The organism is Litoribacterium kuwaitense, from assembly GCF_011058155.1.
Taxonomy (GTDB): Bacteria; Bacillota; Bacilli; order Bacillales; family DSM-28697; genus Litoribacterium; species Litoribacterium kuwaitense.
In genome coordinates, this window is sequence record NZ_JAALFC010000004.1 from 78,913 (window position 1) to 93,865 (window position 14,953).

Below are 14,953 nucleotides of genomic sequence, written 5' to 3' on the forward strand. Positions count from 1 at the left end.
GAAAGGACAAATGTAAAGACACATGACAAGAAAAACCGCGTGCTACGAAGATTTTTCTTTTGATGATGGAGAAGCAGATGCCATGATCTCAAGCATATATTGAGCATTTCGACTTAGGTGCGAGCGGTCGTCGGTTCTGTTCGTCATTTTAATCGGTCCCTTTTCAACAGTAATCAGATAGCTTTCTTCATCTTCCTTTGTCACTATTATCTTGATTTGTGCTGAACCTTCATTCTCGGCAAAAGAAAGTGTATCAGAAAAGAACTCGTTAGCATGTTCAGGCTGTTTTTGCTCATCGCCTAAAGGATTGCTGTAAAGAATGAAAAGGTGACCTTGTTCTTCTAGAATCACATTGTATTCATCTTCTTCAGTAATTTCAAAGGTTTCTGGTTTATAAAAAGTGAGTGGTTTCGTCGTTTCGTTTGGTTGAGGCGGTGTCATTTCTTTCGCATCCTGCACAACGTTCTTCAACGTTTGCAAAGCCTCATTTTCAGATACACCGCAGCTCGTCACAATAAGCAACAAAATGATGACCCATCCGGAAAAATGAAATGATTTGTTTAAACGTTTCAACGTGGAACCTCCTTACATCATGTTGTTATCCATTGAGCTGTTACAAGTCGTGCATATCTTTCGCCACATGGATAGCCGCTTTAGGGGATTGGGCAATCGTTTTTTCGGGAAAATACCTCAAACATCACATATTTTTTCCAATAGGAGTGAAAAAACAAATGAACCTGCAAATTTATTTAGCTGGACAAATTCATGACCCTTGGCAAAAAACGTTTGCGAAGCATTGCCGGGATAAAGAGCTTTCTGTTGATTTATTTGGTCCAATGGAAGATCATGACCTTTCAGACCATATAGGTGAACAGATTATTGGCAAACAACCAACATCCATTTTAAAAGATGAATCCGCATCGTCCATTAATAACCTTCGGACAAAAATACTTATGAATAAAGCCGACGTCGTCGTTGCGTATTTTGGAGACGCCTATCGACAGTGGAATACAGCACAAGATTGTGGTACAGCTATCAGTTTAAACAAACCACTTATTCTCGTTCGCGATCCTTCTCTCCACCATGCGTTAAAAGAAATCTCCAATGATGCACAGGTCACTGTAGATACACTTGAGCAAGCGACTGATGTTCTTTCTTACGTTTTACAGCCAAACGGTTACACTGCAAAGTAAAAGCTTAGAAGCACCTCTTTAGATAGGGGTGCTTCAATTTATTGAAAGCTGCCAACCGTCACCCGTTGGCTCGCCCTCCCTCTCCTAAACGATCGTTTCTTCGGCTGCTCCGCACGAAGAATGTAAAAAAGCAGACTTCTCAAGCCAAAAAAATAAAAAATAGAGTGCAGCAAAGCCTAATAAGCCTTTGTCTACACTCACTCTAACACTAACGTAATAACCGGACTGTGTTCTTCTTTTATGATTTCACTTCAAACGTTTTTAAGTGGCCCGGAGTGTATCGACAACAGACTGATCTGTCGCTTTCACAAGAGCTGTTAATAAGGCTTTTGCTGCTTCATAATCATCCGTATGAATTATTGAAGCGGACGTATGTATATAACGAGAACATATTCCGATTACAGCTGAGGGTACGCCCGATCCACTCAAATGAACACTACCTGCATCCGTACCGCCTGGTGAAACAAAATACTGATAGGGAATATCATTCGTTTCAGCCGTATCTAAAACAAAATCCTTCATGCCTTGATGAGTAATCATGCTTCTGTCAAATATACGCAAAAGCGCACCCTTCCCAAGATGGCCAAACTCTTTTTGACTGCCAGTCATGTCATTTGCTGGCGAAGCATCCAATGCGAAAAAGACGTCTGGTTCAATGAGGTTAGCCGCTGTTTTAGCTCCCCGCAGACCTACCTCCTCTTGTACCGTCGCACCAGAATAAAGTGTATTTGGCAAAACGTCATCCTTTACATTCTTTAATAGCTCAAGCGCTAACCCACACCCATAACGATTGTCCCACGCTTTCGCCATTATTTTTTTGTCATCTGCCATTTCAGTAAATGGGCAAATCGGGATAATTTGTTGCCCTGGCCGAATTCCAAGCTCTTTTGCATGATCCGCATGATCTGCACCTACATCAATGAGCATTTGTTTAATATCTACCGGTTTATTACGTGTAGATTCGTCCAGAAGATGTGGCGGAATTGAACTAATCACCCCTGGAATGACATGATTGTCAGTTACAATTTGAACCCGTTGCGCGAGAAGGACCTGGCTCCACCAACCGCCTAGAGGCTGAAAACGAACCATCCCCGTTTTCGTAACACCGGTCACCATAAACCCTACTTCATCCATATGACCAGCAACCATGACTTTCGGGCTTCCTTTAGGTCCTTCCTTCACTCCAAAAACACTCCCTAGTCGATCTTGAATCAAGCGATCTGAGAGCGGCTCGAGTTCTTTTTTCATATAAGCACGAACATCATGCTCAAAGCCAGGTGCCCCTCGTAACTCAGTTAGTGTTCTAAACATTTCTTTCGTTTCACGTTGCATGAATGATATCTCCTCTCTACATGTGCGATCACGTCAAAATTCATTTGCTTAAACTAGTGTAATTTTTTTATGTACATTTCCATTTTACCGAAACCTCTTTCATCTGCAAAGCATAGTGGTTTTTTAGTTCAAAGTAAGGTGTGTTATACTTTTAACAAGATGATGTAGGAAGGGGAATTGAAATGTCTAAATCAAGCCTGCTTATTGGACTTTGTCTCGGTGCCGTTTCTGGAAGATTAATCATAAGAACATTGTTTAGCTGGAGAATTAGCGAAAACGAAGCATTAGAGCGCGCAAAACGCCTCGTAAGAGACCTTGGCTATGAAATCAACGGTGCCTGGGTCGTCAACTCGCCGACCAATACGATGATCCAAGGAAAGCCACTACAAACTTTAGAATTAGGTGTTATGGCAACAGACGCATATGGCAATCACCATTTTCATTTTCAAATGGACATTTACAGCGGAAAGCTATATGTACTCACCCCACATCAAAATGTTGAAAACAGATAAAAATATGTCTTATACAGTCTCCCTTCCTGAGACCGGATGCAAAGCGCAACAAATATATTGCCATGAGTTTAAGCATATGAAAGAACACCTTATCAAAAAACCAGCTCCTATCTATTGACAGAAGCTGGTTTTTATTATTGTTTACACATAAGTCGTATGATTACGGTATACATTGTTTTGTGTTGCAAATTCCATTGTTGAATAACGGTTTTTAGCCCAAATTCCCATGAGAATGACAGGCACGATCACTAAAAGTGACAGAAGTAGCATAATAACAGTAAAGTGCATAAACTTACCAGATTCACCTTGATACTGTTCTTCAAAAGCTTTAATAGGCTCAAAGCCTGAAACTAGCGATTTATCGACGATAGTGGAATCAGCTGGGTTGAAATACATTGTTTCAACATGTGTGAACCCAAAGATTTCATCACGTACAGAATTGTATTCAACTTTTGCTCCAACGATGGTTGAAAAATTCCCTTCCGGATCGTCCACTTCAAAAACGGTCGGGTTGTAAATGTCAAGTGAACCTTTTTTAAAATGTGTGTTGTCTTCAGTTAGCCACTCATTAGCACTTTGATAAAACTCTCCGACATATTGTTCTCCCTCTTGCGCTTGTACAGACGTTGCCCCAACGATAAACATAAGTACAAATGCAGCAAGACTACCTTTTAACCATTTTCTCACTGATTTTCCCCCTTATCTCTGTCGTGATGATCAATCACGAGTCATTTAGTAATTAATGATGATCGTCAAATAGTTTATCATAAAAAAGCCTTTTCATCGACTATTTTCACGATTTGCTGGCGGACATGCCCATAACTTATAGATCGGGAAACCTTTTTCCGAAAACTTTTGCTCATACTCTGTCTCCACATTAATATAATTGCTGTCCGTATCTTCAGTTTCACGCAAATCAGCATGCAAATCAAGCGACAAATTTTGCAATTGCCAGCCTCTATTAGAAAATTCCTCAATTGAAAATGCGAAAAGTCCGCGATTGTCTGTCTTTAATTGCAAACCGCCGCCTGGTACTAGTAAACGCTCGTACATCTGCAAAAAAGATCGGTGGGTTAAACGGCGTTTCGCATGGCGTTTTTTAGGCCAAGGATCAGAAAAATTCAAATAAAAGGCGCTAACTTCCTCTGGTGCAAAGCACGTTTCAAGATGGTTTGCATCCTCATGTAAAATAAAGGCATTTCTGACGTTCGCATCTAAGCGTTTTTGTAACGTAGAAACGACGACACTTTCATGCTTTTCAATACCAATAAACAGACAGTCCGCTCGCATGCTCGCCATCCCCGATAAAAAGCGTCCTTTCCCTGAGCCCACCTCCACATGTAGCTCTTTTTCTGCACGGCCGTTGAGCCAGTTTCCACGATATGCTGCAGGCTCTTGAATCACAACATCTGGTTCAGATTGAAGATATTCCTTTGCCCACGGTTTGTTTCTTACACGCATGTTGCAACCTCCACTAAAATAATCGACAAAAACAAAATAAGGAAGTACTCATTTTTAATAATCGCTATATAAAGACGATAGCGAGCAGGTGAAAGTCAATTTCATTTAACAGCCTTAAATTAATTGCACATCTTCAACCTCACAGTCTCACGCAAACGAAACCCCCTCGGGCCAATGCACTTACAAGGTTAGACATAAAAAAAACGAGCTCGTAGAACGTATATGCTTCCACGAGACTATAACCCCTTCTTTATTCGCTTGAGCACATGAGTTTGCTAGAACACAAAATACGTAGTTTACAAGCCTAAAGGAGATTCAATTGATTGAGTAATGTCTTTAACACATGATACCAGTGGTTTTCTTCACGCGTTTCTTGACGCATCCGATGCCACGCCAAAGACACAGATGACTGGTAGACGACATACCACTTCATCCGATACTCAAGCGTTGTTGTTAATTCTATACCGTAAGCATCTAACCAATCCGTCCAATGTTGCCGCGGTACATACCAATGCAACAGCATGCCTAAATCAAGGGCAGGATCAGCAACAACAGCACCTTCCCAATCAATCAAATACAGCTCTTCCTCATCACTAATAAGCCAATTGTTATGATTGACATCTCCATGACAAACGACTTTTTCATCACTTTGCACATACGGAAGGTTGCGCGATAAAAAAGTGACTGAGGCTTTCAGCAAAGGATCGGTGTAATACGGCGATGTGATATGAAGTGCATGTTCACATAACATCGTCGGGTGCATCGGCTGCTTTCCAAGCCGCTTGAGCATATTCAACAGGTCGCTTGACCGGTGAATTTTACTGAGTAAGTGAGCCACCTTCGTTTGCTGCATTTCTGCCGCCTTTAATTCACGCCCTTGTAGCCAACGTTGGGCAGTGACAACATCTCCATTTTCTAATCGCTTCGTCCAAACAAGCTTTGGAACGATCCCTTCCGCAGACAGAACTGCAAGAAAAGGTGAAGAATTGCGTTTCAAAAAAAGTTTTTCATTTTGGGACTGCGCATAGTACGCCTCTCCAGTAGCCCCACCTGCCGGTTTAATTTTCCATTCATTTCCTAGGATGTCTTCCAACCATTTCACCCTCAATATCTCCAATGCCTTAGCGCCCTGAATACAAACCGTCCGTATATATAAAACGGACGGCTGTTCAAGCTTATTTTCAAAAAAAGAAGCTTTCTTACAGGTACTTTTGTAATGATTTATCAAGACCTGCATGCAACTCTTGCAGTTCAACTGATGAGAGCTGCTAAAGCTTCTTTTTCCATGTCGTATTCATTACTGCTCTATTATATCAAAAACGCTAGCAGGCGCAAATGGTTACCGAATCAATTCATCTTCATGTGTATCCCATTCTGTCCGCTTGACTGATTGTGTATAGCAATGATCAAGCAACAATCTCGCTGTATTTAATTGGTTGTATTTAATCGGCGAAGAATTGGCTTGAAGCCGTTTCATCCATGACTCGTGAGTTCTTACATCGACGTAAGACAGCCCCGGACGCTCAGTACTCGCGTCAATAAAACCGCTATCCGTATAAGCTATTTTTTTAACATGCAGTTTTCTTTGTTCTTTAGGGATGATCGAATGTACGATCTTCTCCATTTGCTCAAGTTCTTGAAGTGGGTTGATATGATGCTCGTCGGCCTGTCCGTCTTGTAGCCAGTATGTTTTTCCATCCGTTTCATATAGTGAGCCTTTTCTTCCTGACAAGGTCGATATACAATACAGTTCAGATGGGCCAAGAATGATTGTATCCACTTCAACACGTGTATGATGAATTTCAAAAACAGGTCGGTATAAAATTAAATAATTATCAGGCAGAACACGGAGCCAATAGGCTAATTGTTCATCCCTTTTATACGTATTTACACCATAAGATTTTTGGAGCAATGTGGAACTAGCCCATTTAAGCTGATATTTAAAAAGTTCAGTTAAAAAAAATTCCTTAACTTCATCAATCGATCCTTGAAACGGCTCGGTCTGTTCAGGCTCATTTTTGTCTCTTTTTTTGCGCTGAAACCAGCGCTTCATACGGTTTTTCCATGTCAATCCCCCGTCGTCCTCGATCCCCCAGTCCTTTAACGACGTTTCATCCTGCAATTGCAGTGGTTCCATCAACCGTTGGTCTTGATAAGCTTCTTTTAGGTGTCTCCAACGCTGTTGCTTTAAACGAATAAATTGACTTGGGTATTTAAACATATCGGATTCATATCGTGAAACGAAATCTTGTAGCTTAATTAACTGTGCCACTGTTTGTCCTCCTCAGATGACGGTCTATTACTATTAATTTCGTGTTCTTCACCATTCTTTTGAAGAGGAAATGTATGAAAACTTTATATTTAGGTTGAAAGCTAGGCTGAACCTCAATAAATAATGACTACTTTCTCCACTTCTGAGTTTGTGATCATATCTATTAGTTGATTTAACCCTTTTTTATTGTTAATTAATACCACTTCCAATATCGATTTGTCTCTCAAGGTCATCTTTCTGCTTATGCAAGGATACTCTCTTATCTAATTGCCTTTCCCCTTTAATTCCTAAGAAATGATGAAGTTGTTCTTTGGAGTAGTATCTATAGCCTGTCGGGGCAACATGATCTGGTTTGAACTTCCCTTTTTATCCCGCTCTCTTAATGTTTGTGTACACTTCCCTATTAAATCTGCAAACTGACCCATTGTATAATATTTCATATCTTCACCTCTGAACTTATTACAACCAATGAGATTATATAAATTCAACAAGGTTTTATAACATTATATAGATTTTAGCTAGCTGTTGCTCACCTCATGCATTTTTATGTACAAACAAGCATATGTCGGTTAGTTAACATCACTCAGGTTACCCCTAAAACCGAAGCCGGTGCATCCACACGATCGGAAGTACAAATATCTCAACTATTCGATAGACTGTCTATGTATGATTATTGCGAGGTGCGACGCTGTGACAAGCATTATTGGACAGTGATTTAGAAGTTGCGCACAACGTCTGCACCCACCCATGTAGCAAGCAGCAGATGATGCTTAAACGATCTAAAGTTCCGCACGTAAAAATAGAGTATTGAAAATCAATATGATACAATTAAACCGATCGGATCACTTATAATAAAAGGACGTGTGCATGTGACAATTGTTCATTCGATTTCTGATCTTATTGGAAACACTCCGATGTTGAAACTAAACAAACTCTCACCGACAAGCGGTGCAACGGTTTTTGCAAAACTTGAGATGTACAACCCTAGCGGCAGTGTTAAAGACCGAGCAGCTTTTAATATGATTCGAGAAGCAGAAAAGCAAGGAAAATTAAAGCCTGGTGCGACGATTATCGAGCCAACAAGTGGAAATACAGGGATCGGCTTAGCGATGAATGCAGCTGCCCGCGGATATCGTGCCATTCTCGTCATGCCAGATACGATGACTCAGGAACGAATTAACTTATTAAAGGCATATGGCGCTGAAGTCGTCTTAACCCCTGGAGACGAAAAGATGCCTGGAGCTATTCGCAAAGCGGAACAGCTGCTACGAGACATCGATAACAGCTTTATGCCTATGCAATTTAGTAACGGCGCAAACCCAGACGCTCATCGAACAACCTCTGCCAGAGAAATTATTTCTGACATGAAAACACTCGACAAGCCATTAAGTGCTTTTGTCGCCACAGCAGGAACAGGTGGCACAATTACTGGCATTGGCGAAGTGCTAAAGAAGACCTTCCCTGACATTTCTATCCATGTCGTTGAACCTAAAGGGTCGCCTGTGCTTTCGGGAGGTAAACCAGGCAAGCATAAACTCGTCGGCACGAGCCCAGGGTTTGTTCCAGATATATTGAATGAAAACGTGTACGATGAGATTATCCGTTTAGCTGATGAAGACGCATATCACGCTGTCCACATGCTAGCCAGCCTTGAAGGGCTGCTTGTGGGTCCTTCTTCTGGAGCTGCTTGCCATGCAGCGCTTGAAGTCGCTAAACGGCTCACACCTAAAGATATCGTCGTTTTCATCGCTTGTGATACAGGTGAACGTTATTTATCAAGCGATCTTTTTGAGCAAAATTAATTGAAGGATGCCATATTTTAAAAGTTGCTTTCCATAATAAACACCATGTAAAATGTGTGTAAAAGTTTGTTTATCTATTCCATTAGACCAATTCAACGTAGTAAAATAAGATAAGCGGCATACAATAGGGTAAACTCACATGTACCTCATCCAGGCACCCTTGTTTACAAAGTGTGAAGGAGTGGTTCTTTGAATCCATCAACCAATCGGATGTTAACGCGAGTGAAGTCGATCTACCTGTATATTCGTCAGAATGGGACGGTTTCTACGACCGAGCTCGTTGACGAATTTGGGATCACCCAGCGAACGATTCAACGGGATTTGCATGTTTTGGCGTACAACGATTTGGTACACAGCCCTAGCCGCGGTCAATGGACAACCACAAGGAAAGCAAACAAAGCATCATCCAAAAGCAGTTAATCATATTGAAAACTCCGTGAGGGCTGAACGGAGTTTTTTTTTGCGGCGGATGCCTACTTCACGAAGATAGGCATCCGCTTTTTTATGCTCCTCTCGTCGGAAGACGCAATTTCTTTAGAATTTGCGAACCTAACACTTTCTCCATTAAACCGATGCGTAATGAAATTAAAAAATATAGCAGAGCACCGATCGCAACGCCAGAGCCTAACACAATAATGGCATTCAGCCTACTGCTTTCAATCGGAAACCACACTGCCAATGCTGATGACCATAAGACAACTGCGATCACCATAATCGAGCATATCACTAAGATAAGGATAAAGCGCTTGACCAGCTGTCTAAAGCGATAGCCTGTACTTCGGTGAATCGCATACAAATTAAAGAAAACAGCGCTAGAAAAACCGATCATCGTAGCCAACACCGAACCAATCGCATCAAACCAATATAAGAATGGCACATTTAAAATGCATTTTATAATAAAGCCAATAGCCAGACTCAGCATTGCTACTTTTTGCCGATTGATCCCTTGCAGCAATGCAGTCGAAACCGTATACAAGGCGTACAAGAGTGCCGCGGGAGCATACCAACGAAGAATTTGCGCGTATGAATCAAACTGCTCATTGACGTCAAAAAAAGAAGCATAAGCCGATTCCGCTAATACCGACAACCCAAGACTAGCCGGCGTAATTAAAAACAGAATGACTTGAAATGCCTGTGTCATATAGCGTTGTACATCTTTTAGCTTGTTTGCTGTAAACGCAGACGTCACTGTCGGAATGAGATTGAGCGCAAAGCCGGTCGCAAGTGACACTGGAATCATAATCAGCTTATGATTGTATAGGGTAAATGCAGAGAATAGTGCATTTGAATCCCCTTCGTAATTTGCTGCCGCTAAAGTTCTATTAAAGGTAAACATATCAACGAGTTGAAATAATGGGACCGCAAGTCCAACAAAAACGAATGGAATGGCATAGCGAATGAGCTCTTTATACATTTCATCAAGAGGCACCTTAGCAGCACTGGTGCTTTTCTTTATGGAGCCAAGCCTTCTTTTTTTCCAAAAATATACTAATGTAAATAGTCCACCAATTGCACCGATAAATGCTGCAAAGGTTGCTACACCTACTGCTGTCACTAAAGAGCTGTTAAACCAGAACAAGGCAATGTAAGCACCGACTAACATAAAAATAACACGTACAAGCTGTTCCATCGCTGTCGAAGCCGCCGACGGTCCCATCGATTGATATCCTTGAAAAAACCCTCGTACTAAGCTCATCGCCGGTACGATAATGAGTGCAACGGAAACCATGCGAATCACATATGTAACATCGTCAGCAGAAAACGTATCACCATTGATCACTAAGGGGGCGATCCATGGCGCAAGCATATATAGCGCTACAAATGACAAAAGGCCCATAAGCCCCATCACCTTTAACCCCGAGCGAAACAGCCGCCGGCCTGTTTCGTAATCCCCTATCGCATTATACTTTGAAACAAACTTGGATACAGCTAGCGGTATACCTAATGTCGCTATACTCAAAGTAATTGAATATGGAATATAAGCGTAGCTATATAAAGCCCCTCCCTGTTCTCCGATTAGCGCATGTAACGGAAAAACAGAGATCATGCCAAGAAATTTTGCAATAAACGTGGCCGCAGTTAATAAAAACGTGCCCCGTAATAACCTTGAGTCTGCCATTACTAAGCCTCCTGTCATCGTTCACAGACTTCTGTATTTTACCATACTTGACTTTCGTCTGCAGGAGGGCAACGAGGCATGCTGATTAAAAACTCGTCCGTATGTAAATTTTTTACTGCACTTGAAAAACCCCCACATTTTCAATTCAAAGGGGATTCTCACTTTTTTTTGCATTTGTAAGCTCATTTGTAAGCTCTAAAAACTTTGTTGCACCTAAAAAAAAGCGCGGACAAAGCCTTGAGCTTTGCCTACACTTTAGTTAGTCATTATTCTTTGTTTAAATACGCACGCAACATCCAGTCATCTTTCTTAAACTCTTCAAGCATAGCGTGGAAAATATCAGCAATCGCGAACTCCTGCTGCTCTTCAAGCCCTTCGATTACTTTTTTACTTTCTTCCATAAGAGCAAATAAATCGTCTGAAATGCTTACAACCATTTCTTCTGCACTTTCATGACCACTCGCTTCCTGAAGCGATGCTTCACGTAGAAATTCGTCCATTGATGCTAAAGGCTTCATGCGAATCGCCAACATATGCTCAGCGAGTTCATCAATATGATTTTTCATCGAGTTATACATTTCTTCAAATTTCTCGTGCAGTGAGAAGAAATGTGGTCCTTTGACATACCAATGATAGTTATGAAGCTTAATGTACAACACATGTAAATTGGCAAGCTGCTTATTCACCTGTTGCTCTAGTGCAGATGCTTCTTGTGATTGGTAATTGTTTGGCATTCTTATTCTCCTCCACTTTCTAAAAATAATCGTCGAGTTTTACTGTAATTGAAAAAGAAATCGACGGCAAAGCAATCAACCTTTAAGCTAATGGTTTATTATTTTGCCTCTATAGATATGATAACCTGTTTTGGTAAAAGGAAAACCTATTTTTGCTGAATGTCATATTTTATCCACACTATACACTAGCTTGCGGTGGAAGAAGTGAGTACTTCACTTTTTGTTTTGCTTGTCGATTAACAACACGTGCTGCAGAACGAGCCGCATGAATATTATCTGCAACGATGACGATCTCTTTTGAGCAAATAGACCCTTCACGCATTTCTCTTGATAAATACGACAGGGGAATATTTTTAGCAATCGGCATCGGCTTTCGATAATAGGAAATAAAATCACGGATATCAACGATGCAATGCTCATCTTCATTTGCCTGTTCTAAAGAAATTGGGCGCATTAAAAAAGATGGCTGTACGTACCAACGCCAGACAAATAAAGACAACACGACCATACTTAATAAACCAAATAGGATAGACATAGGCTCATCATTCCGGATTGACTGTCGAGCCTTGCCATGCTAGCATGCCACCGACAACATTCGTACATGTATAACCATGAGACTCGGCATACTCAGCCGCTTTTTCACTTCGACGGCCAGATCGGCACACGAAGATAAGCTCCTTGTCTTTGTTAAGCTCAGACAGCCTTTCTGGGACCGTCGCTAATCGCATGTGAACCGCGCCCGGAATCATTCCTTCTGCCACTTCTTCATCTTCGCGGACATCGATAATTACATGCGCTAATTCATCGATTTTATTAAGTAGCTCCTCAGTAGAAATTTCCTTCACGTGATCGTCTCCTTTTTGTTTAACCTGTCATCATTTTTACTGAAACAGAAACATCCGTCAATCATTTTGCCTAATGATTAAAAGCATACATTAGCCACTTGGCTCGATGAGTGCGATTGGACTAATTTATGTCAATTCATTGAAACAAGTGTGCTGGCTTGATAAAAAACGTGTAGACACAGTCATTTTAGCTAGACCTTGTCTACACGTTTAAGCAAGTCACATTTAAAATATTTTCACTGATTAAACAGCCACGATGTTCACAAGTTTTCCAGGAACGACAATGATTTTTTTAATCGACTTTCCTTCAATTAACTCCTGGATTTTTTCATTATCAAGTGCTGCTTTTTCAATCTCATCTTTAGAAGCATCCGCTGGGACTACAATCTTCGCCCGTACTTTTCCCTTCACTTGAACAACAATCTCGGATTCATCAGCTTGAATCTTGTCAGGGTCATATGCAGGCCAAGTAGCATATGCAAGTGATTCAGTATGCCCAAGCTTTTGGTATAACTCTTCAGAAACGTGCGGAGCGATTGGCGAAAGCAATTTAATTAAACCCTCTGCAAACGAGTATGGAATTGTTTCTTGTTTATACGCTTCATTTACGAAAACCATTAACTGGGAGATACCTGTGTTAAATCGCAAATTCTCGTAATCCTCAGTGACCTTCTGAACGGTTTGGTTGTATACTTTTTCAAGCGGATGACCTTCACCGCTCTCATTCGAAATGGCTGATTGTTTATCACCTTCATCAGAAACGATCAACCTCCATACACGGTCTAAAAACTTCCTTGCGCCATCGAGGCCGTTTTCTGACCAAGCGATCGAGGCATGGAGAGGTCCCATAAACATCTCATATAAACGTAAAGTGTCTGCACCATGGGAGGCAACGATATCGTCCGGGTTAATAACGTTTCCTTTTGATTTACTCATTTTTTCATGGTTTTCACCGAGAATCATTCCTTGGTTAAACAGCTTTTGAAAAGGCTCTTTCGTCGGTACGTAGCCAAGATCGTACAATACTTTATGCCAAAAGCGGGCGTACAGTAAATGAAGTACTGCGTGTTCTGCTCCGCCAATATAGACATCCACAGGTAACCAATGCTTTAATTTCTCAGGATCAGCAAAAAGTTCATCGTTGTTCGGGTCAATAAAGCGTAAGTAATACCAACAGCTTCCTGCCCACTGTGGCATCGTATTCGTCTCTCTTCGTGCTGGTTTTCCGGTGTCTGGATCTACCGTATTCAGCCAATCGGTCATGTTTGCCAACGGTGACTCGCCTGTTCCGGAAGGTTTAATCTCATTTGTGATCGGAAGGGTTACTGGCAAGTCCTCCTCAGGGACTGGACGGATACTCCCATCTTCAAGATGAAGCACTGGGATAGGTTCTCCCCAGTAACGTTGACGACTAAATAGCCAATCGCGGAGACGATACGTAATTTTCTTTTCACCGGCGCTTTGCTCTTCAAGCCAATCAATCATGACTGCAATGGCTTCATCTTTATCCATACCATTAAGAAAATCGGAATTGATGTGCTTTCCATCACCAACGTACGCTTCTTTCGTCATATCTCCACCTTCAACCACTTCACGAATGGGCAGGTCAAACGCTTTTGCAAATTCATAGTCCCTTTCATCATGAGCAGGGACAGCCATAATCGCGCCACTACCGTAGCTAGCAAGGACATAATCCGCAATCCATATCGGCACTTCCTCGCCGTTCACCGGATTGATTGCATATGCACCTGTCCAGACGCCTGTCTTTGTTTTTGACAGCTCAGTCCGCTCTAAATCGCTCTTATGCAGGGCTTTTTCTTTGTATGCCTCAACAGCTTCACGCTGATCATCTTTTGTGATCACATCTACCAATAAGTGCTCTGGAGCAAGTACACAATATGTTGCACCGAACAGCGTATCTGGACGGGTCGTGAACACTTTTAAGCTCTTGTCCTCGTGTCCTTTAATTTGAAACACGACATCTGCACCTTCAGATCGACCAATCCAGTTGCGTTGCATATCTTTAATGCTTTCCGGCCAATCAAGCTCTTCCAAGTCTTCCAGTAAACGATCCGCATACTCGGTAATTTTCAACATCCATTGACGCATCGGACGACGCTCAACAGGATGATCCCCCCGTTCACTTTTTCCGTCGATGACCTCTTCATTGGCCAAAACAGTTCCTAGCGCAGGACACCAGTTTACAGGGACTTCGTCAATATAGGCCAATCCTTTTTTATACAACTGGATAAAAATCCACTGAGTCCACTTATAATAAGATGGGTCTGTCGTGCTGATCTCTCTGTCCCAATCATACGAAAAACCGAGAGATTTAATTTGCCGTTTAAAAGTGTCAATATTTTTTTGCGTAAACTCTTTCGGGTCATTTCCTGTATCAAGGGCATATTGTTCCGCCGGTAGACCAAATGCATCCCACCCCATTGGGTGTAATACGTTGTAGCCTTGCATTCGTTTCATACGTGAAAGAATATCTGTTGCCGTATATCCCTCAGGATGTCCGACGTGCAAACCGGATCCAGAAGGATAGGGGAACATGTCTAATGCATAAAATTTCGGCTTTTCGACATCATCCTCCGTATGAAATGTCTTATTATCCTCCCAATACGTCTGCCATTTTTGTTCAATTTCTTTATGGCGATAGCTCATTTTGGCATCCTCCTTG

Annotated in this window: 15 protein-coding genes and 1 pseudogene; 4 read left to right on the forward strand and 12 right to left on the reverse strand. The window is 41.6% G+C overall.

Features of this window, described 5'->3' with window-relative positions; genetic code table 11:
* Nucleotides 1-42: 42 nt before the first annotated feature.
* Nucleotides 43-573, reverse strand: coding sequence for a hypothetical protein (locus G4V62_RS04300; RefSeq protein ID WP_165199569.1), 531 nt, complete (start codon nucleotides 571-573; stop codon nucleotides 43-45).
* Nucleotides 574-731: 158 nt separating this feature from the next.
* On the opposite strand from G4V62_RS04300, the gene G4V62_RS04305 reads away from it, so the two are divergent.
* Nucleotides 732-1,193, forward strand: a complete 462-nt coding sequence (locus G4V62_RS04305; protein WP_165199571.1) for a YtoQ family protein — start codon at nucleotides 732-734, stop codon at nucleotides 1,191-1,193.
* A gap of 261 nt (nucleotides 1,194-1,454) precedes the next feature.
* Here G4V62_RS04305 and G4V62_RS04310 read toward each other — a convergent pair whose 3' ends face one another.
* Nucleotides 1,455-2,525 carry a M42 family metallopeptidase gene (locus G4V62_RS04310; protein ID WP_165199573.1) on the reverse strand — a complete coding sequence of 357 codons (1,071 nt, stop codon included), beginning with the start codon at nucleotides 2,523-2,525 and terminating at the stop codon, nucleotides 1,455-1,457.
* Nucleotides 2,526-2,707: 182 nt separating this feature from the next.
* On the opposite strand from G4V62_RS04310, the gene G4V62_RS04315 reads away from it, so the two are divergent.
* Nucleotides 2,708-3,037 (forward strand): hypothetical protein, encoded by a 330-nt coding sequence (locus G4V62_RS04315; RefSeq protein WP_165199575.1) that lies wholly within the window; start codon nucleotides 2,708-2,710, stop codon nucleotides 3,035-3,037.
* Nucleotides 3,038-3,178: 141 nt separating this feature from the next.
* Here G4V62_RS04315 and G4V62_RS04320 read toward each other — a convergent pair whose 3' ends face one another.
* The 5 genes and pseudogenes from G4V62_RS04320 to G4V62_RS04340 all read right to left on the reverse strand — a co-directional run.
* Nucleotides 3,179-3,724 carry a hypothetical protein gene (locus G4V62_RS04320; RefSeq protein WP_165199577.1) on the reverse strand — a complete coding sequence of 182 codons (546 nt, stop codon included), beginning with the start codon at nucleotides 3,722-3,724 and terminating at the stop codon, nucleotides 3,179-3,181.
* Nucleotides 3,725-3,817: 93 nt separating this feature from the next.
* Nucleotides 3,818-4,498: a tRNA (guanosine(46)-N7)-methyltransferase TrmB gene (gene trmB / locus G4V62_RS04325; protein ID WP_165199579.1), complete on the reverse strand. Its 681-nt coding sequence runs from the start codon at nucleotides 4,496-4,498 to the stop codon at nucleotides 3,818-3,820.
* Between the two features lie 304 nt (nucleotides 4,499-4,802).
* The gene (locus G4V62_RS04330) at nucleotides 4,803-5,606 is read right to left on the reverse strand and encodes a phosphotransferase family protein (RefSeq protein ID WP_246218256.1); all 804 of its coding nucleotides are present in this window, start codon (nucleotides 5,604-5,606) and stop codon (nucleotides 4,803-4,805) included.
* 231 nt (nucleotides 5,607-5,837) lie between these two features.
* On the reverse strand, nucleotides 5,838-6,770 hold the full coding sequence (locus G4V62_RS04335) for a nuclease-related domain-containing protein (protein WP_165199581.1): 933 nt from the start codon (nucleotides 6,768-6,770) through the stop codon (nucleotides 5,838-5,840).
* Nucleotides 6,771-6,886: 116 nt separating this feature from the next.
* Nucleotides 6,887-7,210 (reverse strand): annotated as a pseudogene (locus G4V62_RS04340) (MerR family transcriptional regulator); the annotation flags it as partial.
* Between the two features lie 429 nt (nucleotides 7,211-7,639).
* On the opposite strand from G4V62_RS04340, the gene cysK reads away from it, so the two are divergent.
* Together cysK and G4V62_RS04350 are read left to right on the forward strand one after the other, a co-directional pair.
* A complete protein-coding gene (gene cysK, locus G4V62_RS04345) occupies nucleotides 7,640-8,572 on the forward strand; it encodes a cysteine synthase A (protein ID WP_165199583.1) in 933 nt (310 codons plus the stop codon).
* 189 nt (nucleotides 8,573-8,761) lie between these two features.
* The gene (locus G4V62_RS04350; protein ID WP_165199585.1) at nucleotides 8,762-8,992 is read left to right on the forward strand and encodes a DeoR family transcriptional regulator; all 231 of its coding nucleotides are present in this window, start codon (nucleotides 8,762-8,764) and stop codon (nucleotides 8,990-8,992) included.
* Between the two features lie 82 nt (nucleotides 8,993-9,074).
* Here the strand turns inward: G4V62_RS04350 and G4V62_RS04355 are convergent, their stop codons facing one another.
* The 5 genes from G4V62_RS04355 to leuS all read right to left on the reverse strand — a co-directional run bounded on the left by G4V62_RS04355 (nucleotide 9,075) and on the right by leuS (nucleotide 14,937).
* Nucleotides 9,075-10,691 (reverse strand): putative polysaccharide biosynthesis protein, encoded by a 1,617-nt coding sequence (locus tag G4V62_RS04355; RefSeq protein ID WP_165199587.1) that lies wholly within the window; start codon nucleotides 10,689-10,691, stop codon nucleotides 9,075-9,077.
* Nucleotides 10,692-10,957: 266 nt separating this feature from the next.
* Nucleotides 10,958-11,425 carry a Dps family protein gene (locus G4V62_RS04360; RefSeq protein WP_165199589.1) on the reverse strand — a complete coding sequence of 156 codons (468 nt, stop codon included), beginning with the start codon at nucleotides 11,423-11,425 and terminating at the stop codon, nucleotides 10,958-10,960.
* A gap of 178 nt (nucleotides 11,426-11,603) precedes the next feature.
* Nucleotides 11,604-11,960: a rhodanese-like domain-containing protein gene (locus G4V62_RS04365; RefSeq protein ID WP_165199591.1), complete on the reverse strand. Its 357-nt coding sequence runs from the start codon at nucleotides 11,958-11,960 to the stop codon at nucleotides 11,604-11,606.
* A 7-nt stretch (nucleotides 11,961-11,967) separates the two neighbouring features.
* Nucleotides 11,968-12,270, reverse strand: coding sequence for a rhodanese-like domain-containing protein (locus G4V62_RS04370; RefSeq protein ID WP_165199593.1), 303 nt, complete (start codon nucleotides 12,268-12,270; stop codon nucleotides 11,968-11,970).
* Between the two features lie 243 nt (nucleotides 12,271-12,513).
* Nucleotides 12,514-14,937, reverse strand: coding sequence for a leucine--tRNA ligase (gene leuS, locus G4V62_RS04375; RefSeq protein ID WP_165199595.1), 2,424 nt, complete (start codon nucleotides 14,935-14,937; stop codon nucleotides 12,514-12,516).
* Between the last annotated feature and the right edge of the window lie 16 nt (nucleotides 14,938-14,953).